General features: G+C 69.5%; 22 protein-coding genes. 12 read left to right on the top strand and 10 right to left on the bottom strand.

Annotated features, from left to right (window positions below):
* Nucleotides 1-11: 11 nt before the first annotated feature.
* The gene (locus QRX50_RS48275; RefSeq protein ID WP_285969737.1) at nucleotides 12-1472 is read left to right on the top strand and encodes an alpha/beta fold hydrolase; all 1461 of its coding nucleotides are present in this window, start codon (nucleotides 12-14) and stop codon (nucleotides 1470-1472) included.
* A 46-nt stretch (nucleotides 1473-1518) separates the two neighbouring features.
* Nucleotides 1519-1863, top strand: coding sequence for a nuclear transport factor 2 family protein (locus QRX50_RS48270; RefSeq protein ID WP_285969736.1), 345 nt, complete (start codon nucleotides 1519-1521; stop codon nucleotides 1861-1863).
* A gap of 45 nt (nucleotides 1864-1908) precedes the next feature.
* Here the strand turns inward: QRX50_RS48270 and ilvA are convergent, their stop codons facing one another.
* A complete protein-coding gene (gene ilvA, locus QRX50_RS48265) occupies nucleotides 1909-3165 on the bottom strand; it encodes a threonine ammonia-lyase IlvA (RefSeq protein ID WP_285969735.1) in 1257 nt (418 codons plus the stop codon).
* Between the two features lie 192 nt (nucleotides 3166-3357).
* Here ilvA and QRX50_RS48260 point away from each other — a divergent pair, with 192 nt between their 5' ends.
* Nucleotides 3358-3657 carry a hypothetical protein gene (locus QRX50_RS48260; protein ID WP_285969734.1) on the top strand — a complete coding sequence of 100 codons (300 nt, stop codon included), beginning with the start codon at nucleotides 3358-3360 and terminating at the stop codon, nucleotides 3655-3657.
* On the opposite strand, the gene QRX50_RS48255 is transcribed toward QRX50_RS48260, so the two are convergent.
* Nucleotides 3652-5079: a short-chain fatty acyl-CoA regulator family protein gene (locus QRX50_RS48255; RefSeq protein ID WP_285969733.1), complete on the bottom strand. Its 1428-nt coding sequence runs from the start codon at nucleotides 5077-5079 to the stop codon at nucleotides 3652-3654. The two genes, QRX50_RS48260 and QRX50_RS48255, sit on opposite strands and share 6 nt — an antisense overlap.
* A gap of 229 nt (nucleotides 5080-5308) precedes the next feature.
* Between QRX50_RS48255 and aceA the strand changes: the two genes are divergently transcribed.
* Both aceA and aceB read left to right on the top strand, forming a co-directional pair.
* Nucleotides 5309-6598: an isocitrate lyase gene (aceA, locus tag QRX50_RS48250; protein ID WP_285969732.1), complete on the top strand. Its 1290-nt coding sequence runs from the start codon at nucleotides 5309-5311 to the stop codon at nucleotides 6596-6598.
* Between the two features lie 65 nt (nucleotides 6599-6663).
* Nucleotides 6664-8271 carry a malate synthase A gene (gene aceB, locus QRX50_RS48245; protein ID WP_285969731.1) on the top strand — a complete coding sequence of 536 codons (1608 nt, stop codon included), beginning with the start codon at nucleotides 6664-6666 and terminating at the stop codon, nucleotides 8269-8271.
* A gap of 492 nt (nucleotides 8272-8763) precedes the next feature.
* Here the strand turns inward: aceB and QRX50_RS48240 are convergent, their stop codons facing one another.
* Nucleotides 8764-9297 (bottom strand): TetR/AcrR family transcriptional regulator, encoded by a 534-nt coding sequence (locus tag QRX50_RS48240; RefSeq protein ID WP_285969730.1) that lies wholly within the window; start codon nucleotides 9295-9297, stop codon nucleotides 8764-8766.
* A gap of 94 nt (nucleotides 9298-9391) precedes the next feature.
* Here QRX50_RS48240 and QRX50_RS48235 point away from each other — a divergent pair, with 94 nt between their 5' ends.
* Both QRX50_RS48235 and QRX50_RS48230 read left to right on the top strand, forming a co-directional pair.
* Nucleotides 9392-9850: a nuclear transport factor 2 family protein gene (locus QRX50_RS48235; RefSeq protein WP_285969729.1), complete on the top strand. Its 459-nt coding sequence runs from the start codon at nucleotides 9392-9394 to the stop codon at nucleotides 9848-9850.
* Between the two features lie 58 nt (nucleotides 9851-9908).
* Complete coding sequence (locus QRX50_RS48230) at nucleotides 9909-10691, top strand: class I SAM-dependent methyltransferase (protein WP_285969728.1); 783 nt, start codon at nucleotides 9909-9911, stop codon at nucleotides 10689-10691.
* Nucleotides 10692-10742: 51 nt separating this feature from the next.
* Here QRX50_RS48230 and QRX50_RS48225 read toward each other — a convergent pair whose 3' ends face one another.
* The gene (locus QRX50_RS48225; RefSeq protein WP_285969727.1) at nucleotides 10743-11321 is read right to left on the bottom strand and encodes a metallophosphoesterase family protein; all 579 of its coding nucleotides are present in this window, start codon (nucleotides 11319-11321) and stop codon (nucleotides 10743-10745) included.
* 152 nt (nucleotides 11322-11473) lie between these two features.
* The gene (locus QRX50_RS48220; RefSeq protein ID WP_353074075.1) at nucleotides 11474-12106 is read right to left on the bottom strand and encodes a phosphoribosyltransferase; all 633 of its coding nucleotides are present in this window, start codon (nucleotides 12104-12106) and stop codon (nucleotides 11474-11476) included.
* A gap of 276 nt (nucleotides 12107-12382) precedes the next feature.
* Here QRX50_RS48220 and QRX50_RS48215 point away from each other — a divergent pair, with 276 nt between their 5' ends.
* Nucleotides 12383-12511: a hypothetical protein gene (locus tag QRX50_RS48215; RefSeq protein ID WP_285969726.1), complete on the top strand. Its 129-nt coding sequence runs from the start codon at nucleotides 12383-12385 to the stop codon at nucleotides 12509-12511.
* A gap of 12 nt (nucleotides 12512-12523) precedes the next feature.
* Here the strand turns inward: QRX50_RS48215 and QRX50_RS48210 are convergent, their stop codons facing one another.
* The gene (locus QRX50_RS48210) at nucleotides 12524-13777 is read right to left on the bottom strand and encodes a glycosyltransferase family 4 protein (protein WP_285969725.1); all 1254 of its coding nucleotides are present in this window, start codon (nucleotides 13775-13777) and stop codon (nucleotides 12524-12526) included.
* A 79-nt stretch (nucleotides 13778-13856) separates the two neighbouring features.
* Here QRX50_RS48210 and QRX50_RS48205 point away from each other — a divergent pair, with 79 nt between their 5' ends.
* Complete coding sequence (locus QRX50_RS48205; protein WP_285969724.1) at nucleotides 13857-15659, top strand: glycoside hydrolase family 2 protein; 1803 nt, start codon at nucleotides 13857-13859, stop codon at nucleotides 15657-15659.
* Nucleotides 15660-15736: 77 nt separating this feature from the next.
* Here the strand turns inward: QRX50_RS48205 and QRX50_RS48200 are convergent, their stop codons facing one another.
* From QRX50_RS48200 to QRX50_RS48190, 3 genes are read right to left on the bottom strand one after another with little or no spacing between them, the layout of a single operon-like run.
* Nucleotides 15737-16225: a glutathione peroxidase gene (locus QRX50_RS48200; protein WP_285969723.1), complete on the bottom strand. Its 489-nt coding sequence runs from the start codon at nucleotides 16223-16225 to the stop codon at nucleotides 15737-15739.
* Between the two features lie 15 nt (nucleotides 16226-16240).
* Nucleotides 16241-17773, bottom strand: a complete 1533-nt coding sequence (locus QRX50_RS48195; protein ID WP_285969722.1) for a 1,4-alpha-glucan branching protein domain-containing protein — start codon at nucleotides 17771-17773, stop codon at nucleotides 16241-16243.
* Nucleotides 17770-18543 (bottom strand): class I SAM-dependent methyltransferase, encoded by a 774-nt coding sequence (locus tag QRX50_RS48190; RefSeq protein ID WP_285969721.1) that lies wholly within the window; start codon nucleotides 18541-18543, stop codon nucleotides 17770-17772. The genes QRX50_RS48195 and QRX50_RS48190 overlap by 4 nt, the downstream gene beginning before the upstream one ends.
* 53 nt (nucleotides 18544-18596) lie before the next feature.
* Between QRX50_RS48190 and QRX50_RS48185 the strand changes: the two genes are divergently transcribed.
* A complete protein-coding gene (locus tag QRX50_RS48185) occupies nucleotides 18597-19022 on the top strand; it encodes a hypothetical protein (RefSeq protein ID WP_285969720.1) in 426 nt (141 codons plus the stop codon).
* Here QRX50_RS48185 and QRX50_RS48180 read toward each other — a convergent pair.
* Nucleotides 19003-19839, bottom strand: coding sequence for a DegV family protein (locus tag QRX50_RS48180; RefSeq protein WP_285969719.1), 837 nt, complete (start codon nucleotides 19837-19839; stop codon nucleotides 19003-19005). The two genes, QRX50_RS48185 and QRX50_RS48180, sit on opposite strands and share 20 nt — an antisense overlap.
* 243 nt (nucleotides 19840-20082) lie before the next feature.
* Here QRX50_RS48180 and QRX50_RS48175 point away from each other — a divergent pair, with 243 nt between their 5' ends.
* The gene (locus tag QRX50_RS48175) at nucleotides 20083-20868 is read left to right on the top strand and encodes an electron transfer flavoprotein subunit beta/FixA family protein (RefSeq protein WP_285969718.1); all 786 of its coding nucleotides are present in this window, start codon (nucleotides 20083-20085) and stop codon (nucleotides 20866-20868) included.
* A 28-nt stretch (nucleotides 20869-20896) separates the two neighbouring features.
* Nucleotides 20897-21856, top strand: coding sequence for an electron transfer flavoprotein subunit alpha/FixB family protein (locus QRX50_RS48170; protein ID WP_285969717.1), 960 nt, complete (start codon nucleotides 20897-20899; stop codon nucleotides 21854-21856).
* The last annotated feature ends 10 nt before the right edge of the window (nucleotides 21857-21866 follow it).

Below are 21866 nucleotides of genomic sequence, written 5' to 3'. Positions count from 1 at the left end.
TGATCATCATCATGCCGAAGTTCCGTTTACTCGTCCCGGTTGTCGCGGCCGTCGCGATGGTCCCCCTCGTGCCGGCGCTCGCGTCCGCGCAAGGGCTGGACTGGAAACCCTGCGTGTCCATCGCGAAAGGTTGGGACGCCGACGACCAGCGCACCGAGTGCGCGATGGTGACCGTGCCACTTGACTACTCCGACCCCGGCGGCCGCACGATCGACATCGCCGTCAGCCGAATCCGCGCGACGGGCACACGCACGGGCGCGATCGTGTTCAACCCCGGCGGCCCGGGCCAGTCGGGCATGAAGATGCCGCTCACCATGTCGGAGAGCAAGGCGTCCGGCCTGCTGGAGCACCACGATCTCATCGGCTTCGACCCGCGCGGCGTCGACTACAGCACGAGCCTCCAGTGCGACGAGGACGACGCCCAGCCCGACCCGTCGTTGTCCGAAAAGGACCAGGCGCGGTTCCTCGCCGACCACAAGGCCGCGGCCAACGCGGCGTGCTTCGCGAAGGACCCCGCGCTCGTGAAGTCGTTCACCACGCCCAACATCGCCCGCGACGTCGACCGAATCCGCGAAGCGCTGGGCGAACAGAAGATCGGCTACTACGGCGTCTCCTGGGGCACCGCCCTCGGCGCCGAGTACCGGACGCTCTTCGACAGCCATGTCGACAAGATGCTGCTCGACTCCGTCATGCCGCCGGAGCTGAGCGTCACGACCATGGACGACGACCAGGCCGCCGCGGGGGAGAACACGTTCCGGGAGTTCGCCGCGTGGGTCGCGCGCTACGACTCCGTCTACCACTTCGGCGGCATCGAACCGCAGGTCGAGAAGGCTTTGCTCGACCTGCGCGCCGAGCTCGCCGCGCACCCTCGCACCGGTCCTGACGGTTCGCCACTGAACGGCGAAACCGTCAACCAGTTCTTCGCCTACCCGCGCCGCCAGTGGGTCGAGGCCGCCGGCCAGCTCGCCGCCATCCGTGACGGCGGCACTCCGCCGGCACAGCCCGACGCCGCGGTCGCGCCGAAAACCGGCTTCGGCTGGGACACCGAACGGACCGGTGGCAACTTCTTTCAGCAGAACGCCCTGCTCTGCAACGAATCACCCAGCCCCCGCGACTTCGACACGGTCTGGCAGCACCGCGTCGACCGCATCAAGGCCAACCCGGTCGCGGGCTCGTTCGGCATCTACGAACAGATGTGCGTCGGCTGGCCCGTGCCCGCGACGCACTGGCAGTTCAGTGCCGGCAAGAGCCCGCTGCAGCTCGTCGGCCATGCTTTCGAGCCGGTCACGCCGATCGGTTGGGCTCTCGCCATGCAGCGGCGAATCGGCGGTTCGCTCATGACCATCGAGGACGACGCCCACGGCTCGCTCTCGAGCCTGCCCTGCGCGGCCGCGGCCGTGACGTTCTTCGACACCGGCCAGACGACCACACAGTCCTGCCCCGGCGAGCCGATCCCGGCACCGAAGGCGTAGCCGCCGAACGGCGAAACCCACGTGACGCCGCGGATACCCTCACCTCGTGAGCGAGATCCTGCGGCGTCACGTGGCCGCGTTCAACAACCGCGACGTCAGCGCTCTGCTCGCGGGTTTCACGGACGACGCCGTCTGGGTCACGGGCACGACGGTCGCCCGTGGCCGCGCCGAGCTGGCCGACCTTTTCGAGAGCGCCATGACCCGGCTCCTGCCGACGCTGACCATCGACGAGATCCTGCTCGACGGCGACCGCGTGGCCGCCCAGCTGACCGAGCGGCTCACCCACGACGGCGAGGAGCGCACCTTCCCGATCGCCGCGTTCTACCGCGTTCGCAACGGCTGCATCGCTGCTGCCAAGATCTATCGCGAAGGCAGCGCAGAACTCGCCTGAACCCCATTGCCGTTCAGCGGCGAATGCTTCTGACCTGCGGAAACGTCAGAGCAAGAAGTGGAACAGCGGGCTTCCCGGCTCCACCTGCTCGACCTGCAGCGGGCTCGCCTCGAGCCGCTTGAGCAGGCTGGGCAGCTCGGCCGGCCGCGGGATCTCGATGCCGATCAGTGCCGGCCCGAGCTCGCGGTTGTTGCGCTTCACGTACTCGAAGCGCGTGACGTCGTCCTCCGGTCCGAGGATCTCGTCGAGGAACCGCCGCAGCGCGCCCGGCTCCTGGGGGAAGCTGACGAGGAAGTAGTGCTTCAGCCCTTCGTGCATCAGCGAGCGCTCGAGGATTTCGCTGTAGCGGCTGACGTCGTTGTTGCCGCCCGAGACGATGCAGACCACCGTCTGCTCGGGTTCGACCAGCACCGTGGTCCCGAGCGCGGCCGAGGCCAGCGCACCCGCGGGCTCGGCGATCACACCGTCCGCCTGGTACATCGCCAGCATCTCCGTGCACACCGCGCCCTCGGGCACGGACGTGAGCTCGGCGCCGCTGTCGCGCACGAGCGGGTAGGTCACGCCGCCGGCCTCACGGACCGCGGCGCCGTCCACGAACGAGTCCACCGCGTCGATCCGCACCGGCTCGCCGGCCTCCAGCGCCGCGGCCATGCACATCGCGCCGGCCGGCTCGACGCCCACGACGCGGATTTCCGGGTGCCGCTCACGCACCCACGTCGCGATGCCGGCCAGCAGGCCACCGCCGCCGACGGGTACCACGAGCACGTCCGGGACGAAGCCGAGTTGGTCCACGACCTCCAGCGCCACCGTGCCCTGGCCGGCGACGGTGCGGGGGTCGTCGAAAGCGGGTACGAGCGTCGCGCCCGTGCGCTGGGCGTCTTCGTTGGCGGCGGCGAACGCGTCCTCGTACGTCTCGCCGACGACGATCACCTCGATGTGCGCGCCGCCCAGCGTCGCGATGCGCTCGCGCTTCTGCCGCGGCGTGGTGCCCGGCACGTACACGCGGCCGTTCGCCCCCAAACGGCGACACGCGTACGCCACGCCCTGCGCGTGGTTGCCGGCGCTCGCACACACGACGCCGCGCGAGCGCGTGGCCTCGTTGAGCTGCACGATGAAGTTGTAGGCGCCGCGGATCTTGTACGAGCGGACGGTCTGCTGGTCCTCCCGCTTGAGCCACACCCGCGCGTCCACGCGGGACGAGAGCCGGGCGTTCGGCTCGAGCGGCGTCCGGGTGACCACACCCGTGAGCCGCTCGGCGGCCTGTTCCACCATCTGGGCACTGACGGTATCGATCCGTTGCACGATCGTTGAATGTACTTCCCGCTCATCGTGACGCCCGAGGCGGTGCGGGCGGCAGCTTGCGGTCAGCTGCCACCGAGCGTCGGGGGAACGGCCTAACTTGCGCAGCCATGAACGTTTCGGACGAGCCGGGCCGGCCGGCCTCGGTCGCTTGCCGCCGCCTTCTTCATCGGCCAGATCGCGGTGCTTGTGGCCATGGGCGCACAGCCGTCGGCGTCGGGTGGCATCGGCTTGCTCGCTGTCCCCTGGTGCCTGGCGCTCGCGTATTCAGTGGTGCGGCTCTGGCTCGGCGGGCGCTGGGGCCGGATCACGCTCACCGTGCTCACGATTCCTTCGCTGCTGCCCGGCTACACGGCGGTGAGCGCCCTGGTGGACGGCCACGCCCTGCCGAGCATCGGCGTCCTCGATCTCATGGTCGGCGTGTTGCCACTCATCGGCGTCGTGCTCGCTTACCTGCCCGCCTCGAACACCTATATCCGCCTCCGCAGCTCATGAACTCTTCGGCACCGCCGGGTACGGGACGAACGTGCTGGTGTTCTCGTCGACCGTCAGCGGCTTGCCGATCGCGGGGAACGCGCGCTGTGAGCACGCCGGGCGTTCACAGACTTTGCAGCCCATTCCGATCGGCGTCGCCGCGGCGGGCTCGTCCAGGTCGAGGCCGGTGGAGTAGACGAGCCGGCCCGCGTGCCGGAGTTCGCAGCCGAGGCCGACGGTGAACGTCTTGCCCGGGCTGCCGAAGCCGCCGATGTTGCGCGAGACCGTGCGCGCGACCCAGAAGTAGCGTTTGCCGTCGGGCAGGGCCGCGATCTGTGTCAGGATCTTGCCAGGCGAAGCGAACGCCTCGTAGATGTTCCACAACGGACACGCGCCACCCACTCGCGAGAAGTGGAACCCCGCGGCGGACTGGCGTTTCGACATGTTCCCCGCCCGGTCCACGCGCACGAACGAGAACGGGATACCCCGCTGCTTCGGCCGCTGAAGTGTCGAAAGCCGGTGGCACACCGTCTCGAAACCGACGCCGAAGTGGTCACACAGCCGCTCGATGTCGTAGCGGAACTTCTCCGCCGTGGCCAGAAAAGGGCCATACGGCAGGATCAGCGCGCCGGCGAAGTAGTTCGCCAGGCCCACGCGCGCCAGCGTCCGCGCGGCCGGCCCCGAGAACGCCCACGAGTCGGCCAGCTCGGTGATCAGGTCGTCGTACTCCAGCAACGCGATCTGCGAAGCCATCCGGAACGCCTGTTGCCCCACGCGCAAGCTCGGCGCGAGCCGCAACACACGGGTCGCCGGCTCGTAACGGTGCTGCTGACCTGCGGCTTCGTTCAACCCCTCGCTCGTCACCTCCACGCCATAGCGCTGCCAGAGGCGATCCTTCAGCGATGTGAGCGCCGAGCCTCGGCGCAACGGGATCTCCTCCGCCATGCGTTCGGCGCGCTCGTCGAGCTCCGCGACGTAGTTCTCGCGCTCGTAGAAGAAGTCGCGCACCTCTTCGTGCGGCAACGCCGCGGCGGCGCTGCCGTGCAGGCCGAGGCCGTTTTCCGTGGTCAGCGCGACCGTGCTCTCCACGGCGTTGCGGTAGCTGCGGTGCAGCTTCACCAGCGCCTGGGCGATCGAAGGCAGGTTGGAGGCCAGCTCGTTGAGCTCGCTCATGGTCACCTCGACGCCGACGACCTCGTCGAGCAGCGCCTCTTTCACGTCCGCGACCAGGCGAGACGTGTCGTTGTTGGCGAAGAACTCCGTGTCGACGCCGAACGCCTGCGTGATCCGCAGCAGCACCGGCACCGTCAACGGCCGCGAGTTGTGCTCGATCTGATTCAGGTAGCTGGGTGAGATCTCGAGCACACGAGCGAGGTCGGCCTGGCTCATCGAACGGCTCTCACGGAGATGCCGTAGCCGCGCCCCGGCGAAAGTTTTGTCCATCGCTCCTCCGATCGGCCGGAAGGTTTCCGGCCCTGAACGATTACGTGAACGATCAAGGCCGTGGATTTTCACCCTGGTTGCCAACCAGTGATTCGCAAGCTTTGCAAGATGCTACGCATCATTCACATAAATTGGCAAATTGGAGCTATGGACCGCCTTTTCGTGCTCGTGTCAGGGTCGTAACCAGGCAAGGCGAGCAATCGCAAACTTCGCAACACGGGAGAGTCCGATGACCGAGCAGGCCAAGCAGCTCGACCAGGCGGCGGCCGAGCTGGCCGAGCAGTGGAAGACCGACCCCCGCTGGGCGGGCGTCCAGCGGACCTATTCCGCCGCCGACGTGGTGAAGCTGCGTGGCTCCGTCGTCGAAGAGCACACGCTCGCCCGTCGCGGTGCGGAGCGGCTGTGGGAGCTCCTGCACACCGAGGACTACGTCCACTCGCTTGGCGCGCTCACCGGCAACCAGGCCGTGCAGCAGGTCCGCGCGGGCCTCAAGGCGATCTACCTGTCCGGCTGGCAGGTCGCGGCCGACGCCAACCTGGCCGGCCAGACCTACCCGGACCAGAGCCTCTACCCGGCCAACTCGGTCCCGGCCGTCGTCCGCCGCATCAACAACGCGCTGGGCCGCGCCGACCAGATCAACTGGGCCGAGGGCAACACCGACATCGACTGGTTCGCGCCGATCGTCGCCGACGCCGAGGCCGGTTTCGGTGGCCCGCTGAACGCGTTCGAGCTGATGAAGGGCATGATCGCCGCCGGCGCCGCGGGCGTGCACTGGGAGGACCAGCTCGCGTCCGAGAAGAAGTGCGGCCACCTCGGCGGCAAGGTGCTGATCCCGACCAAGCAGCACGAGCGCACCCTCAACGCCGCCCGCCTCGCCGCGGACGTGCTGAACGTGCCGACCCTCGTCGTCGCCCGCACCGACGCGCAGGCCGCGACGCTGCTGACCAGCGACGTCGACGAGCGGGACCAGAAGTACCTGACCGGCGGTCGTACGGCCGAGGGTTTCTACGAGGTCAACAACGGCATCGAGCCCTGCATCGACCGCGGCCTGGCCTACGCGCAGTACGCCGACCTGCTGTGGATGGAGACGTCCACTCCGGACCTCGAGATCGCCCGCAAGTACGCCGAGGCGATCAAGGCCGAGTACCCGGACCAGATGCTGGCCTACAACTGCTCGCCGTCGTTCAACTGGAAGAAGCACCTCGACGACGACACCATCGCGCGGTTCCAGCGCGAGCTCGGCGCCATGGGCTACAAGTTCCAGTTCATCACCCTCGCCGGCTTCCACGCGCTGAACTACTCGATGTTCGACCTGGCCCACGGCTACGCCCGGGAAGGCATGACCGCCTACGTCGGCCTGCAGGAGCGCGAGTTCGCCTCCGAGGAGCGCGGCTACACCGCCACCAAGCACCAGCGCGAGGTCGGCACCGGTTTCTTCGACCTGGTGTCCACGGCCCTGAACCCGGAGAGCTCGACCACGGCGCTCAAGGGTTCGACCGAAGAAGACCAGTTCCACTGACGTTCCCGCGGGCCGGCGACCCGGTCGCCGGCCCGCCCCCCTTCTTTCCCTCGCGGAGGTACGAGATGGCCGACAAGCTGAACTACCGCATCGAAATCACCGGCCCCACCGGTGACCGGTTCGCCGAGATCCTCACCCCGGCCGCGCTGGAGTTCGTGGCCAAGCTCGACAACGCCTTCGCCGGACGCCGCCGCGAGCTGCTCGACGAGCGCCGCCGCCGTCGCGAGCGCGTGCAGACGGGGGAGGAGCAGCTGGACTTCCTGCCGGAGACGCGCCGAATCCGCGCCGACGACGGCTGGCACATCGCGCCGCCGGCGCCCGGTCTCGAGGACCGCCGCGTGGAGATCACCGGCCCGACGGACCGCAAGATGACCGTCAACGCCCTGAACTCCGGCGCGAAGGTCTGGCTCGCGGACTTCGAGGACGCGACTTCGCCGACGTGGCACAACATCGTCGACGGTCAGCTGAACCTGTTCGACGCCATCCGCCGCAACATCGACTTCACCACCGAGTCGGGCAAGCGCTACACGATCGGCGAGGACCCGGCGACGATCGTCGCCCGCCCGCGCGGCTGGCACCTGGTGGAGAAGCACATCCGCATCGACGGTCGCCCCCTGTCGGCGAGCCTGGTCGACTTCGGGCTGTACTTCTTCCATAATGCGCGCCAGCTGATCGCGCGCGGCAGCGGCCCGTACTTCTACCTGCCGAAGCTCGAGAACCACCTCGAGGCGCGCCTGTGGAACGACGTTTTCCTGTTCGCGCAGAACGAACTCGGCATCCCGCGCGGCACCGTCCGCGCGACGGTGCTGATCGAGACGATCACCGCGGCGTTCGAAATGGACGAGATCCTCTTCGAGCTGCGTGAGCACGCCGCCGGCCTCAACGCGGGGCGCTGGGACTACATCTTCAGCGTCATCAAGAACTTCTCCGAGCACGGCGCCGACTTCGTGCTGCCGGACCGCGCGCAGGTCACGATGACGGTCCCCTTCATGCGCGCCTACACCGAACTGCTGGTCCGCACGTGCCACCGCCGTGGTGCGCACGCGATCGGCGGGATGGCGGCGTTCATCCCGAGTAAGGATCCTGACGCCAACGCGACGGCGTTCGAGAAGGTCCGCCAGGACAAGGAACGCGAGGCGGGCGACGGGTTCGACGGCTCGTGGGTCGCCCACCCCGGCCTGGTCCCCGTCTGCCGCGAGGTCTTCGACAGCGTGCTGGGCGGCTGGCCCAACCAGCTGGGCCGGCTGCGTGAGGACGTCGACGTCACCGCCGCGGACCTGCTCGACGTCGCCTCCGCCGGCGGCGAGGTGACGGAGGCCGGCGTTCGCGCCAACATCAACGTTGCCCTGCGCTACATCGACTCCTGGCTGCGCGGCACGGGCGCCGCCGCGATCCACAACCTCATGGAAGACGCCGCGACGGCCGAGATCGCGCGGTGCCAGGTGTGGCAGTGGATCCGCAACGGCACGAAGTTCGCGGACGGCACGGCGTTGACGCGCGAGCTGGCGGTCGAGTTCCTGGACGACGAGTTCGAGTCGGTCCGCGCCGACCTGCCCGCCGGCCACCGCCTCGACGACGCCCGCGCCATCTTCACCGAGACCGCCCTGGGCGAGAAGCTCCCGGGCTTCGTCACGACCAGCGCCTACGCCCGCCACCTGTGCGACGCGCGGTGACTACGCTCCGGCCGCCCCTGACCTGACCGGGGCGGCCGGTTTCCCCGCACCGCTTTGGGACGGTGCGGCGAGACGGGTCCGGTGGCGGAGGCTCCCCGCCACCGGACCCGGGTTTTGTCTGTTGCCGTCCAGCGGCTACGTGCTGGTGGGTGGCGGTTTTGGTCTGTCAGGCCGTGGGTCGCGATGGCTCTGTTGCCGCTGATCGGCGACACGTTCCTGGGCTGCTGTTTCGCCGTGCCGGGGCGATCGCCGGTGCGTATCCGTTGGGACAGGACGGCTTGCCTTTGAGCGGCGACATGACCCCAGTGCCCTGATCTGCGCCCGCAGCAACGCCGCGCGGCTGGGCCTCGCCGGCCGGATCGACGTGCCCGACGCCTGCCTCTACCCCGAGGGGTGAGCGGACCTCGTCGTCTGCAGCCGACGAACGTGCCGGTTGCCGTTCAGTGGCGACGGCCCGAGTGGCCGCCCATCGGCGAATTCAGGGGCGCCGGATCAGCGTCGCGCGGCCAACAGCGTCGCGGCGGCCGCGCGGGCCGTGCCGGCCTCGCCGGGGTCGCCCTTGATCGCGGCGAGCACCGTGGCCCCCTCCATGAGGGAGAAGAGCTGGTCGGCGAGGTCGTCGTCGGCGACCAGTCGGCGCAGGTACGCGCGCACTTCGTCCTTGTGGTTGTGGATGGCCGCGGCGACGACCGGTGCGAGCGTCCCGAACTCGCCGAAGGAGTTCACGAACGCGCAGCCCCGGAAGTCGGGCTCGCTGAACCACTCGTGCAGCCAGTCGAAAACCGCCAGCGGGTCGTCGCCCCGCGCGGCGACGAACTCGCGCAGCGACCGGCGCCAGCGTTCATCTCGCGTGTTCAGGTAGGCGGCCACGAGGTCGTCCTTGGAAGGGAACACCTGGTAGAGCCGCTTGAGCGAGACGCCGGAGCGGCTGCGCACGGCGTCCATACCCACGGATTGCACGCCCTGGGCGTAGAACAGGTCTTCGGCGGCCTCGAGTAGCCGTTCGGTGGCTTCCGCGGTGTTCACGTCGTGTCCCTCTGGTGTGGAGAATTAACGTTCTCTATGCTAGCCGACACCAGGGAGAACGGACGTTCTCCCGCGATCCGCGCAGGAGCCCGCCATGACACCGCGTCCGCCGTTCCCGCCGTTCGACGAGAACACCGCCCGCCAGAAGGTCCAGGCCGCCGAGGACGCCTGGAACACGCGCGACCCCGAGAAGGTCTCCCTCGCCTACACCGAGGACTCCGTGTGGCGAAACCGCGACCAGTACGTCGTCGGCCGCGCGGAGATCGTCAAGTTCCTGACCCAGAAGTGGGAGCGCGAGCTCGACTACGCGCTGCGCAAGGAACTGTGGGGCTTCCGCGGCAACCGCATCGGCGTGCGGTTCCAGTACGAATCGCACAACGCCGAGGGCCAGTGGTTCCGCAGCTACGGCAACGAGCTCTGGGAGTTCAGCGACGAAGGCCTCATGCGCCGCCGCGAGGCGAGCATCAACGACCGCCCGATCGCGGAGAGCGAACGCTGGATCTTCGGCAAGCGCCCGGAAGCCGAGCACGGCAAGGAATTCCCGATCTTCTGAGCCTCGGCCGTGAGCGAACGCGCGTGATTTCTCCCTGAAGTGCCGCCAGGATTCAGCCATGGGCCTGGGATTCAGCGGAGAAGTCACGGAGTTCTACCACCGCTACCGCCGCGGCTACCCGACGGCGGTGTTCGACGCGATCACCGCCGAGTTCGCCCTGGCCGGGGACGACGTGGTCCTCGACCTCGGGTGCGGCACGGGCCAGCTCGCCGTGCCGATGGCCGCGCGGGTCCGCGCGGTCGCGGGCATGGACCCCTCACCCGACATGCTCTCGCGCGCCCGCCGTGCCGCGGCCGACGCCGGCGTGACCAACGCGTCGTGGCTCCTGGGCGGCGACACCGACGTCACGTCGCTGAATTCCCTGCTCGACGGGCTCGGCGTCGTCACCATCGGGCAGGCTCTGCACTGGATGGACCACGCGACGCTGTTCGCCGCCGTGAAGCCGATGCTCCGGCCGGGCGGCGGCATCGCGGTGGTCACCAACGGCGTACCGCTGTGGCTCCAGGACAGCGACTGGTCGCGAGCGCTGCTCGGCGTGCTGTCCGACTGGTTCGGCCAGCCCCTCACCGCAGCCTGCGGAACGGACGACGCCAGCCAGGACCGTTACCGCGCCGCCCTGGCCGGCGCCGGTTACGACGTCGGCCTCCGCACCGTCGAGTACGCCGGCGACCTCACCGCGGCCGAGATCATCGGCGGCGTCTACTCGGCCATGGGCGAGGACGAGTTGCCACCCAGCGGCGAACGGCCGGCCTTCGAGGACCGCATCCGCTCGGCGATCGAGCCCCACGCGCCGTTCCGCGAACCGGTGCGCGTGACGATCCTGACCGGCCGCGTGCCCTGAGTCTTGTCGCCACTGAGTGGCAACAGGTGCCCGGTGGCAGGTCTTGGCTGTTCAGAGGCCGGTTTCCGCGGGGCTTCCGAGCTCGGCCAGCTCGGTGGTGACGGCGTCGAGGTGCAGGGGGCGAAGGTCGTTGACGTCCATTCCGACGTTCAGCTGCCGGCCCCGCTTGCGCCACGCGCTGTGGACGTGACCGTGCAGCAGCCACAGCCCCTCGTCGGGCAGGCGGTACTGCGACCCGCGGTCCTCGCCCACATGGTCGCCTTCGTACGGGAAATGGCTGAGCAGCACGTTCTGCCCCGCGATCCGGCGGCGCGCAAACGCTTGCACCGTGGCGAAATGCTCCAGCCACGCGCGTTGGTGCCGATGCGCCTGGCGCAGTCCGGGCCACGGCTCGTCGTGGTTGCCGGTGATGAGGTGAATCTGGCCGTTCAGCTGCCGGAGCGTGTCGGAGAACCGCGCCAGCCGGCCCATGCCGACGTCACCCAGGTGCCACACCTGGTCGCCCGGCCGCACGGTGGCGTTCCACCGCTCGACCACGAACGCGTCGTGCTCGGGCGGTGTCTCGAACCCGCGCAGGCCGGCCACGAGCTGGTGGTCGAAGTGGGTGTCGGCGGTGAACCAGACGTCCATGATCGGGCTGCTCCTCGTAGTCGACGTCGGCCCATCGCCGGGGTGGCGAGGTACGCATACCTTGCGCCCTGAACCTCCCATCGTGCCAGGGATTTTCGCCGTTCGACGGCGATTGTTACTGTCCGTTGTGGATAGTGGGATGAAGGTCCCCTTCATTCCTTCCCGAGGAGCCTGACCACGGTCGCGTCCGACACCTGGGTGAAGTCGACGTACCAATGCCCCACGGCGCTGAATCGCCTCGGCGCGGCGACAGCGATGAACTGGTCCACCTCGCCTTCGAACTCGGCGACGGCGTCCGGCGCGCACACCGGCACGGCCAGCACCACGCGCCGCGCGTCGCGGAGGTCGCGGACGGCGGCCATCGCGGTGACGCCGGTTGCCAGTCCGTCGTCGATCACGAGCACGTCGTGGCCGGCCACCGCCACCGGCGGGCGCCCGTCGCGATAGGCCGCCAAACGGCGACGCGCCTCGGCTCGCTCGCGCGAACACGCCGGTTCCATCGCCTTCGGCGTGAGCCCGAACGCGCGCAACGCCGACATCGAGTAGTAGGGCGGCCCCTCCGCCGTCACTGCGCCGACACCGAACTCTTGCCGCCCGGGCGCCCCGATCTTCCGAGCGACCACGACGTCCAGCGGAGCTCCGAGCGCCTGGGCGACCTCGGCCGCCACCGGCACGCCCCCGCGCGGCAACCCGAGCACGACGGGCTCGACCCACGGCTGCCTGGCCAGGATCCGCCCGAGTCGCCGGCCGGCGTCGATCCGGTCGTAGAACAATCTCCTCACCACGGTCGCGCCACCAGCCAAGGCGCGACGGCACGCAGATTGTTCAACAATCCATGGGCCGAAAAAGCTGGCGCACGACGCATCCCGACGACAGCCGGAACGAGCCCGGCCGCGTGGTCGATGAGCGGCGACACCATGCGTTCCACATTCCCGCGACGAAGCCGGACGAACCGGTCACTCGCCGCGTTCGGGTAGGCCTATCTGCTGCTTCCCCTATTCTTTCGCACGCGGCGACGGACGGATGCTTCGAACACCCCACCGGATATCCACGGATCCGTCATGACCAGCAGATCCAGAGCCGTCGTCGCTGCTTTGCTGGCCGTTTTCGCCCTCGGTCTCACCGCAGCGTCGGTGGTCTCGGCGCCCGAGCAGGCGTACGCCGCCTGCGTCCGGCCCTGCCACTTCTGACGGCGGGCCCACTCAGAGTTCGAACGCGTTGCCCGTCGCGATCTTCGGGCGTCCCAGCTCGATCGGTTCGCCCATGCGCGCACGCCGGTAGACCTCCACGGTCGCTTCGGCGATGCGTCCCCAGTCGAAGTCCGCCCCGAGGCGCGACTGGGCCGCTCGTGCGCGCCGGGTCGCGGCGGCGGCGTCGCCGAGGACGGTCGTGACCGCCGTGGCCAGACCCGCGACGTCGCCCGGTTCGAACGCCAGGCCCGTCTCCCCGTCGACGACCACCTCGCCGAGGCCACCCGCCGTCGACGCGACAAGGGGCGCTTTCGCGGCCGCGGCCTCCAGGGCGACGATCCCGAACGGCTCGTACCGGCTCGGCAGCACCACGGCGTCCGCCGCGGCCAGCAGCGCGCGCAGGTCACGGTCGGGCAGGTGACCGACGAAGTCCACCGCGCGGCGAATCCGCAGCTTGCGCGCCTGCGCGACCAGCTCGTCGTGGTGTCGCCCCTTACCGGCGACGACCACGCGCGTGCCCGGGAACTGGCGACGAATGCGGGGCAGCGCGGCCAGCAGGTCCTGCACGCCCTTCTCCCACTCCAGCCGACCAAAGAACAGCAGGAACGGCGCGCCGTCGGGGCTGTGTCGTTCCCGCATCTTCGCCACTTCGGCGGCCGAGACGCGCCAGCTGCGTTCTTCGATGCCGTTGTGGATCACGGTGACTTCGGCGGCCTCGATCTCGAACAGGTGCGCCACTTCCTTGCGCATCGCCTGCGAGCACGTGATCACGGCGTCGGCGCGGTTGGCCAGCCACCACTCGACGGAATGCACCTGCTGGTTGAGCGGGTGCGAAAGCCAGCCGGAGTGCCGGCCCGCTTCGGTCGCGTGGACGGTGCCTACGAGCGGCACGCGCGCGGCCTCGGCGATGGCGATCGCGGGGTGGGTCACGAGCCAGTCGTGCGCGTGGACGACGTCGGGCTGCCACGTGCGCAGCAGGTCCTGCGCCGCGCGGATCATGGCGTGGCCCATGGCGAGCGTCCAGGCGACGAGGTCGCGTTCGAACGTCAGGTGCATGGGGTCCTCGGCCACGCGGATCAGCCGCACGCCCTCGACGTCGCGGTCGCTGCGCGGGTGCGTCGACGCGTCGGTGCCGGCCTGGTGGCGGCAGAGAACCACCACGTCGTGGCCCTGCTGGGCGAGGTGCCGAGCCAGCGCGTGCACGTGCCGGGCGAGCCCGCCGATGACCACGGGCGGGTACTCCCACGACAGCATCAGCACGCGCATGGGCAGAGGTTACTCGCCAGTCGCTTCCGTCGGGCGGCCCGGCTGTCGCCGCCTCCGATCTCTGTCACCATCGGAGGTGATGACTTCCAGCCAGCCCGAGTGGCAGCGCGCGGACCCGCCCCTGACGACGCCGTGGACCGACCTCGTCAGCCGCTCCAACGTGCTCCCCGAGTACCCCAGACCGCAGCTGAGGCGGCCGCGGTGGCTGAACCTCAACGGCGTCTGGGACTACGCGGGGTGGCCGTCGTCGCCCGAGGAACCCCGGCCCGTCGGCTACGGGGAGCGCATCTTGGTCCCCTTCGCGCCGGAATCGGCACTCTCCGGAATCAACCGGCGCGACGAGGTCCTCTGGTACCGGCGGCTGTTCGAGATTCCCGACGACTGGCGTGGTGAACGCGTGCTGCTGCACTTCGGCGCGGTCGACCAGACAGCGAAGGTCTGGGTGAACAACCAGCTCGTGGTCACCCACGAGGGTGGCTACACGGCGTTCGCGGCCGACGTCACCGATGCGCTGCGTGCGTCCGGGCCGCAAGAGCTGACCGTTCGCGCCGAGGACCGCACCGACATCGCGCCGTTCCCGCTCGGCAAGCAGCGCAACGCGCCGGGGGGCATTTGCTACACGCCGACGTCCGGGATCTGGCAGACGGTGTGGCTCGAGCCGGTGCCATCCGGCCGCATCGAGGACCTGCAGATCACTCCGGACCTCGCGGGCTTCACTGTATTTCCCCAGGCCAAGGGCGGTGATCAAGTCGAGCTGAGCGTTTCGCCACCCAGCGGCGACGAGATCGTCAGCGTCCGCGGGGCCGCCGGCACGCGGCTGCGGGCGGACGTCCCGGTGCCCCACTGGTGGACTCCCGACGATCCGTATCTCTACGACCTCACCGTGCGCCTGCTCGACCACCACGGCGACGTGCTCGACGAGGTCACCAGCTACGGCGGACTGCGCACCGTGGAGCTCGTCCCGGATTCCGCCGGCCGTCCCCGCGTCGCCCTCAACGGGCGGATCACCTTCCTCCACGGCCCGCTCGACCAGGGCTATTGGCCCGACGGCGGCTACACCGCGCCCACCGACGACGCCCTGCGATTCGACCTCGAAAAGACGAAAGAGCTCGGCTTCAACTGCGTCCGCAAGCACGTGAAGGTCGAGCCCGCGCGTTGGTACCACTGGACCGACCGGCTGGGCCTGGTCGTCTGGCAGGACATGCCGTCGCTGGTGGTGTCGTTCGACGGGCCGCCCGGGCCGGCGCCGGACCCGGTGCCCGAGGGCAAGGAACGCTTCGAGGCCGAGCTGCGCGAAATGGTGCGGCTGCTGCGGAACGTGCCGTCGATCGTCGCGTGGGTGCCGTTCAACGAGGGCTGGGGTGAGTTCGACACGGCGCGAATCGCCGAGGTCGTGAAGGAGCTCGACCCAACTCGCCTCGTCGTGGCCAACAGCGGCGTGAACTGCTGCTTCTCCCGTACCGACACAGGCGCCGGCGATGTCTACGACGACCACACGTACGTCGGCCCCGGCGAGCCGCGCGTGCAGGACCACCGCGCGCTCATCGACGGTGAGTACGGGGGCCTCGGGCTCGTCCTCGACGACGACGGCTGGCCCGGCCCGCCCAACGCGTACGAGATGACCGCTGACGCCGATCACCTCACGCGCCGTTACGCGGAGCTCAGCAACCGACTGGAGTCCCTGGTCGGCGAATGGGGCCTCTCCGGCGCGATCTACACCCAGACCACGGACGTCGAAAACGAGGTCAACGGCCTGCTCACCTACGACCGCCGCGTGACCAAACTCGATGCGGACGTCGCGACCGCCCGCAACCGCGCGGTCATCACCTGCGGCTCGTTCCCGGCCGTCGAAGCCGCCCAGGAGCCACAAAACCCCAGCTAGAGACGTTTCGCCGCTGAACGGCGACACGAAAAAGCGGGAACCCCAACGGAGTCCCCGCCCTTCGCCGGCCGTGAAAATCAGGCAGGCAGCACGGCCTCGATCGCCTTCACCACGGTGTCGTCCTCGGGCTCGGTCCGCGGACGGAACCGGCCCACGACCTCACCGTCGGAGTCGATCAGGAACTTCTCGAAGTTCCACTGCACGTCGCCGGCTGCACCCTCGGCGTCAGCGGTCTGGGTGAGCGTGGAGTACAGCGGGTGACGGTCGTCGCCGTTCACCTCGAGCTTCTCGAACAGCGGGAACGTGACGCCGTAGGTGGTGGAGCAGAACGTCTGGATCTCGTCGGCCGTCCCGGGCTCCTGGCCGGCGAACTGGTTGCACGGGAACCCGACGACGGAGAAACCCTTGTCGCCGTAGCGTTCCTGCAGCCGCTCCAGGCCGGTGTACTGCGGGGTCAGGCCGCACTTGGAGGCGACGTTGACCACCAGCAGCGCCTTGCCGCCGAGCGCGCCCAGGGTGGTGTCATCACCCGAGAGCGTCTTCAGCGGGATATCGCGAATGCTCATTCCTCGGTGTCCCTTTCACTTGTGTGGCAGCAGCTGTCGTGCGTCCAGCTGTCCGAACGGTCCATCGGCGCGGCGGTACTCCGCCGCGAGCTCGTGCCCGCGGGCGTGGTCGCCGGAGCGCAGCAGCCCGGCGAGCTCGTCGAAACGCGAGGCGTGCACGCGGGCGCGCCGGCGCGCGTAATCCGCGGCGGAGTCCTTGGTGACCATGAACGCCCAGTCACTCGACAACGCCAGCATCGCCTCCGCGACGGCCTGATCGGCCACGGTGTCGCGAGCGGTCCCCCCGTGCTCTCCGAAGTGCCCGGAAACGAGGTCCAGCAAGCGTTTCTGCAACGCGGTGTTGTCCTGCACCATGTCGGCCACCTGCTCGCCGTCCCAAACGCGCCAGTCCTTGCCCGAGCCCCACGACGACGCCGGCAGGTCGATCGGCGCCCCCACATGGCCGGCCTCCAGCGCGCCCTGCAGCGTCGTCACGCGCACACCCACCTCGGGCAACGCGCGCAGCACCCCCTCGAGCCACGCGGGACCCTCGTGCCACCAGTGCCCGAACAGCTCCGTGTCGTACGCCGCGACCACAAGCGACTCACGTCCGTGCTGCTCCCGCAGCGAACGCAGCCGCGCGACGACCGTGTCGACGAAGTCCTTCACGTGCGTACCGAGCACGCCGGCCGCCAGCGCCGGGTCGTACGGCGCCTTCTCATGCGGCGGCACCTGCTTGCCGGTGACGCGCGAAGCCTTCAACCCCACTTCGTGCGCCCACGTGTGGAAATCGCGGTACGCCGCGTGCCCCGGGTAGCCGGCTTTCGGCGACCAGACCCGGTACGTCACCTCGAGATCGCGCCCGAAACACACCACGTCCGACGAGCCGACCGTGCGCGCCGTCGACGTGTCGCCGTGCAGCGACGGCCCGTCGACGAGGAACCGCTGCACGCCCGCCGCGGCGTAACCCCGTTCCATCCCGGGCTCGTAGCCGCATTCCGGCGCCCAGATGCCCTCTGGCCGCCGCCCAACGCGCAGCTGCGCATCGGCCAGGCCTTCGCGCAAAGCGAACGCGCGGACGTCCTCGTCCAGCAACGGCTGAAACGGGTGCGCGAGCGGCCCCCCCAGCAGTTCGATCGTGTCACTGTCCACAAGTGACCGCAGGATCGGCGAGAACCCGTGGCGCCAGCGTGTCTCCAGCTCCTCCGTCGCGCGCACGGCTGTCTGGTGCTCGGCCGCGGCCAGGTCGCGCAGGAGCGGGTCGCCGCCCCACAGCGTCGACGCGTGCCGCGCGCGCAGCTGCCAGTCGCCGAGCCAGTCGTGGCACGCACGGATCGCGTACGGATCGTCGAGCTGCGCCGCGAGCACGGGCGTCATGCCGAGCGTCAGGACCTCGCGTCGCCCCTCAGCGGCGAAACGCTGCAGCAGGTCGACGACCGGCAGGTACGAATGCGCCCACGCCTGGTAGAGCCACTCCTCGCCGACGGGCCAGCTGCCGTGGTGCGGCAACCAGGGCAGGTGGCTGTGCAGGACGAGGCAAAAAGTGCCTTCCGAGGCAGGCGGAGTCACGGGCGCACCGCCACCGCGACCAGGTCGAGGCTCGCGTCCAGGTCGTCACCGCGGACGGAGAAGTCCTCCGCCCCGATCGCCGCGACGTCGGTGAGCAACCCCGCCGGCCACACGGCCTGCCCGGGCAGCGAGCCCATCACCACCTCGAGCTGCGCGTCGATGATCGAGCCGCCGTACGCGCGTTCCAGCTCGCGCAGCCGTTCCCCGTGATGCAACCCGTGTAGCGATTGGACGACGAACCCGGCGGCGCGCAGCAGACCGTCCAATTCGGACGGTGCGAGCTCCCGGGTGTGGTAGGGGTTCAGCGGCGTGTCGGAGTCGGGCGTGAACGTCAGCCGGTTCGGCGTCGTGACCAGCATTTTCCCGCCCGGCCGCAGGACGCGGAAGCATTCGGCGAGGAACCCGTCCTGGTCCCACAGGTGCTCGATCACCTGGAAGTTCGCGACCACGTCCACGGATTCGCCGCTCAACGGCAAATATGCGAGGTTCGCGCGCGCCACCGCGACGTCCGGGTACCGGCGCGCGACGTGTTCCGTCGTCGGCACGTCGTAGTCCAGCGCCAGCACGCGCCGCGCCGTCTTCGCGATCAGCCCCGCGCCGTACCCCTCGCCGCAGCCCGCCTCCAGCACCGTCGCGCCGGCGCAGTGGGGGAGCAGAGCGACGTAGGCGGCTTCGTGGCGACGGAACCAGTAATTCTCCTCGGGGATGCCGGGGACGGTCCGTTCGCCGGTGAGGTGCAGTGCCTCGGCCCGGGTGGCTGCGTTGGTCACCTGCGCGACCCTAGCGCGTGTCACGTTCCCGACCGCCGTCTCGTTCCAGCCCCATGCAACGGACCCTCACGCGCGTACTGCTGGTGCTGCTCGGCGTCGTCACGGCGGCGACGGGGCTGTGGCCACTTCTGTGGCCCCTGGGCTTCTACCAGGACTTTCCCGGCTTTCGGCACGGCTGGGTCAGCATGGACGGAGCGTTCGACGAACACCTCATCCGCGACTTCGGCGCCCTCAACCTGGCCCTGGCGGCGACGCTGATCGGCGCCGCCGTGATCGGCACCACAGCCGTCGCGCGCCTGGCGGCCGTGGCGGCGCTGCTGTTCGCGGTGCCGCACTTCGGCTACCACCTCGGGCACGTCGGCCACTTCGCGACAATCGACCAGGTAATGATCCTTTCAACGCTCGCGCTGAGCGTGGTGGTCCCCCTCGTGGTGCTGTTCGTCCCCGGGCGGCGAGAGGTCAGGTCGGCGACACCGTGATGCTCAGCGCGCCCGGGCCGACGTGCGCGCCGATCACCGTGCTCGCGTCGCCGACCACGACGTCCGTGATACCGGGGATCCGGTCCCTCAGACGCCGGACGACCTCGGTCTCGTCCGAGCCGAAGCGCGTCACGGCGACGTCCACGCGTTGGTCGCCCGCGGCCTTCACCGCGAGGTCCACCAGACGGTTCATCGCGCGTTTCGCGCCGGGAACGCGCGCCAGCGGCGAGACTTCACCATTACGGACAGTGAGTAACGGCTTGATCGAGAACGCCGTACCCACCAGCGACTGGGCGGCTCCGACGCGTCCCGTGCGCCGGAGGTACTCGAGCGTGTCCACGTAGATCAGCTCGGTGGCGGCGCGCACGCGGCGCTCGGCGGCCTCGAGCACGCGCGCGAGCTGACCGCCGGCGCCGGCGACGCGCGCGGCCGACACCGCTGCGTAGCCGAGGCTCATGCTGGCCGTTCCGCTGTCGATGATGTGCACGGGGATCCGGACCTGCTGCGCCGCCTCGCGCGCCGCCTGCACGGTGTCCGAAAGGCGACCGGAGATGTGCAGGCTGACGATGGCGGACGCGCCGCGCGCGGCGGCGTCCTGGTACGTCCAGAAGAACGCACCCGGGTCGGGCGGCGAGGTGGTGACGTTGTGGCCGGACTTCATGGCGGCGATGAGCTCGTTGCGGTCGAACCGGTGTTCGTCGTCCGTCTGATCCCCGACGTGCAGCTGAACCTGCACCACGCCGATGCCCCAACGGGCGGCGAGTTTGTCGGGCAGGCACGAGGTCGAGTCCGTGACTACGGCGATGTGCGCGGGCATGGTGCGGGAGGTTAACGCCTGTCGGCCTACTGCCAGTAGCCCACCGTTGGTCCGATCGGGCGAGCGGTGTGCTGGACGGGTTAACCGGCGGACTACCGGGACGATGGTCTCAAAAGATTGCTCATCCAGGTGAATGCCGTCACCTCGGCGGGTCTCCCCGCCTGAATGGCCCTAATCTACCGGCCAGTAGAGCACTGTCCCGCGGCCGAGAGCCGGCCCCAACCGGGAGGTCGAAGAAGACCCATGACGAACATCGTTGTCCTGGTCAAGCAGGTACCGGACACCTACTCGGAGCGGAAGCTCTCCGGTGCCGACAACACACTTGACCGCGAATCCGCAGACGCCGTGCTCGACGAGATCAACGAGAAGGCCGTCGAAGAGGCGCTGAAGATCAAGGAAGCGGGCGAGGGCGAGGTCACTGTGATCTCCGTCGGACCCGACCGCGCCACCGACGCCATCCGCAAGGCGCTGTCCATGGGCGCCGACAAGGCCATCCACGTCTCCGACGAGGTGCTGCACGGCTCCGACGCCATCGCCACCGCCAAGGTGCTCGCCGCCGCGATCCGCAAGGTCGAGGGCTTCGACCTGATCATCGCCGGCAACGAAGCGTCCGACGGCCGCGGCGCCGCCGTGCCGGCGATCGTCGCCGAGCTGCTCGGCCTGCCGCAGCTGACCTACGTGCGCCAGCTGACCGTCGAGGGCACCAGCGTGAAGGCCGACCGCGAGACCGAGGACGGCATCACCCACCTCGAGGCGAACCTGCCCGCGCTCGTGAGCGTCGGCGAGAAGATCAACGAGCCGCGTTACCCGTCGTTCAAGGGCATCATGGCCGCGAAGAAGAAGCCGGTCGAGACGTTCACCGTCGCCGACCTCGGCATCGACGCGGGCGAGGTCGGTCTCGCCAACGCGTGGTCCACCGTGCTCGAGTCGTCTCCCAAGCCGCCGCGCACCGCGGGCGAGAAGGTGGAGGACGAGGGCGACGGCGGCACCAAGGTCGCCGAGTACCTGGTCGCGCAGAAGCTCATCTGAGACACGGTTTCGAGGAGGATCACGAAAAATGGCTGAAGTACTCGTCCTCGTCGACCACGTCGACGGTGATGTCAAGAAGGTCACGCTCGAGCTGCTGACCGCCGCCCGCGCGCTGGGTGAGCCCTCGGCCGTCGTCGTGGGCCCCACGGGCACCGCGGCCAAGGCCAAGGAAGCGCTCGCCGGCCACGGTGCCGCGAAGATCTACGTCGCCGAGGGCGACGACGCCACGAGCTACCTGGTGACCCCGAAGGTCGACGTGCTGACGAAGCTCGCGGAGCAGGCTTCGCCGGCCGCCGTGCTCGTCGCCGCCAGCGCCGAGGGCAAGGAGGTCGCCGCGCGCGTCGCCGTGCGGCTGGGCTCCGGTCTGCTCTACGACGCGGTGGGCGTGAACGCCGACGGTTCGGTGGACCAGTCCATCTTCGGTGGCGCGTTCTCCGTGAAGTCCAAGGCGGCCAAGGGCACGCCGGTGATCTCGGTGCGTCCGGGCGCCGTCGAGGCCGAGGCCGCCGACGGCGCTGCCGCCGAGGAGACCGTCGAGATCCCGGCGCAGGACGCGGCGAAGTCCGCGAAGGTGACCGGCATCGAGCCGATCGTCGGTGGCGACCGTCCGGAGCTCACCGAGGCGTCGATCGTCGTCTCCGGTGGCCGTGGTGTCGGTTCGGCGGAGAAGTTCGACGTCGTCGAGAAGCTGGCCGACTCGCTCGGCGCCGCTGTCGGCGCGTCGCGTGCGGCGGTCGACTCCGGCTACTACCCGGCGCAGTTCCAGGTGGGCCAGACCGGCAAGACGGTGTCGCCGCAGCTGTACATCGCGCTCGGCATCTCCGGCGCGATCCAGCACCGCGCCGGCATGCAGACGTCGAAGACGATCATCGCCGTCAACAAGGACGCCGAGGCGCCCATCTTCGAGATCGCCGACTTCGGCATCGTGGGCGATCTGTTCAACGTCGCGCCGCAGCTGACGGAGGCCGTGGACAAGCGCAAGGGCTGACGTATTTCCG

It is taken from the genome of Amycolatopsis sp. 2-15 (assembly GCF_030285625.1).
Lineage (GTDB): Bacteria > Actinomycetota > Actinomycetes > Mycobacteriales > Pseudonocardiaceae > Amycolatopsis > Amycolatopsis carbonis.
The sequence above is the reverse complement of the archived record's forward strand: the minus strand, read 5'-3'. Positions and strand labels throughout refer to the sequence as shown.

Excerpts from the sequence above, each read along its gene's own strand:
- QRX50_RS48180 (WP_285969719.1), bottom strand. The coding sequence starts at position 19,839 with ATGCCCGCGCACATCGCCGTAGTCACGGACTCGACCTCGTGCCTGCCC.
- QRX50_RS48175 (WP_285969718.1), top strand. The coding sequence starts at position 20,083 with ATGACGAACATCGTTGTCCTGGTCAAGCAGGTACCGGACACCTACTCG.
- aceA (WP_285969732.1), top strand. The coding sequence starts at position 5,309 with ATGACCGAGCAGGCCAAGCAGCTCGACCAGGCGGCGGCCGAGCTGGCC.
- aceB (WP_285969731.1), top strand. The coding sequence starts at position 6,664 with ATGGCCGACAAGCTGAACTACCGCATCGAAATCACCGGCCCCACCGGT.
- QRX50_RS48255 (WP_285969733.1), bottom strand. The coding sequence starts at position 5,079 with ATGGACAAAACTTTCGCCGGGGCGCGGCTACGGCATCTCCGTGAGAGC.
- QRX50_RS48235 (WP_285969729.1), top strand. The coding sequence starts at position 9,392 with ATGACACCGCGTCCGCCGTTCCCGCCGTTCGACGAGAACACCGCCCGC.
- QRX50_RS48210 (WP_285969725.1), bottom strand. The coding sequence starts at position 13,777 with ATGCGCGTGCTGATGCTGTCGTGGGAGTACCCGCCCGTGGTCATCGGC.
- QRX50_RS48170 (WP_285969717.1), top strand. The coding sequence starts at position 20,897 with ATGGCTGAAGTACTCGTCCTCGTCGACCACGTCGACGGTGATGTCAAG.
- QRX50_RS48205 (WP_285969724.1), top strand. The coding sequence starts at position 13,857 with ATGACTTCCAGCCAGCCCGAGTGGCAGCGCGCGGACCCGCCCCTGACG.
- QRX50_RS48185 (WP_285969720.1), top strand. The coding sequence starts at position 18,597 with ATGCAACGGACCCTCACGCGCGTACTGCTGGTGCTGCTCGGCGTCGTC.
- QRX50_RS48215 (WP_285969726.1), top strand. The coding sequence starts at position 12,383 with ATGACCAGCAGATCCAGAGCCGTCGTCGCTGCTTTGCTGGCCGTTTTC.
- QRX50_RS48275 (WP_285969737.1), top strand. The coding sequence starts at position 12 with ATGCCGAAGTTCCGTTTACTCGTCCCGGTTGTCGCGGCCGTCGCGATG.
- QRX50_RS48225 (WP_285969727.1), bottom strand. The coding sequence starts at position 11,321 with ATGGACGTCTGGTTCACCGCCGACACCCACTTCGACCACCAGCTCGTG.
- QRX50_RS48260 (WP_285969734.1), top strand. The coding sequence starts at position 3,358 with ATGGGCGCACAGCCGTCGGCGTCGGGTGGCATCGGCTTGCTCGCTGTC.
- QRX50_RS48230 (WP_285969728.1), top strand. The coding sequence starts at position 9,909 with ATGGGCCTGGGATTCAGCGGAGAAGTCACGGAGTTCTACCACCGCTAC.
- QRX50_RS48200 (WP_285969723.1), bottom strand. The coding sequence starts at position 16,225 with ATGAGCATTCGCGATATCCCGCTGAAGACGCTCTCGGGTGATGACACC.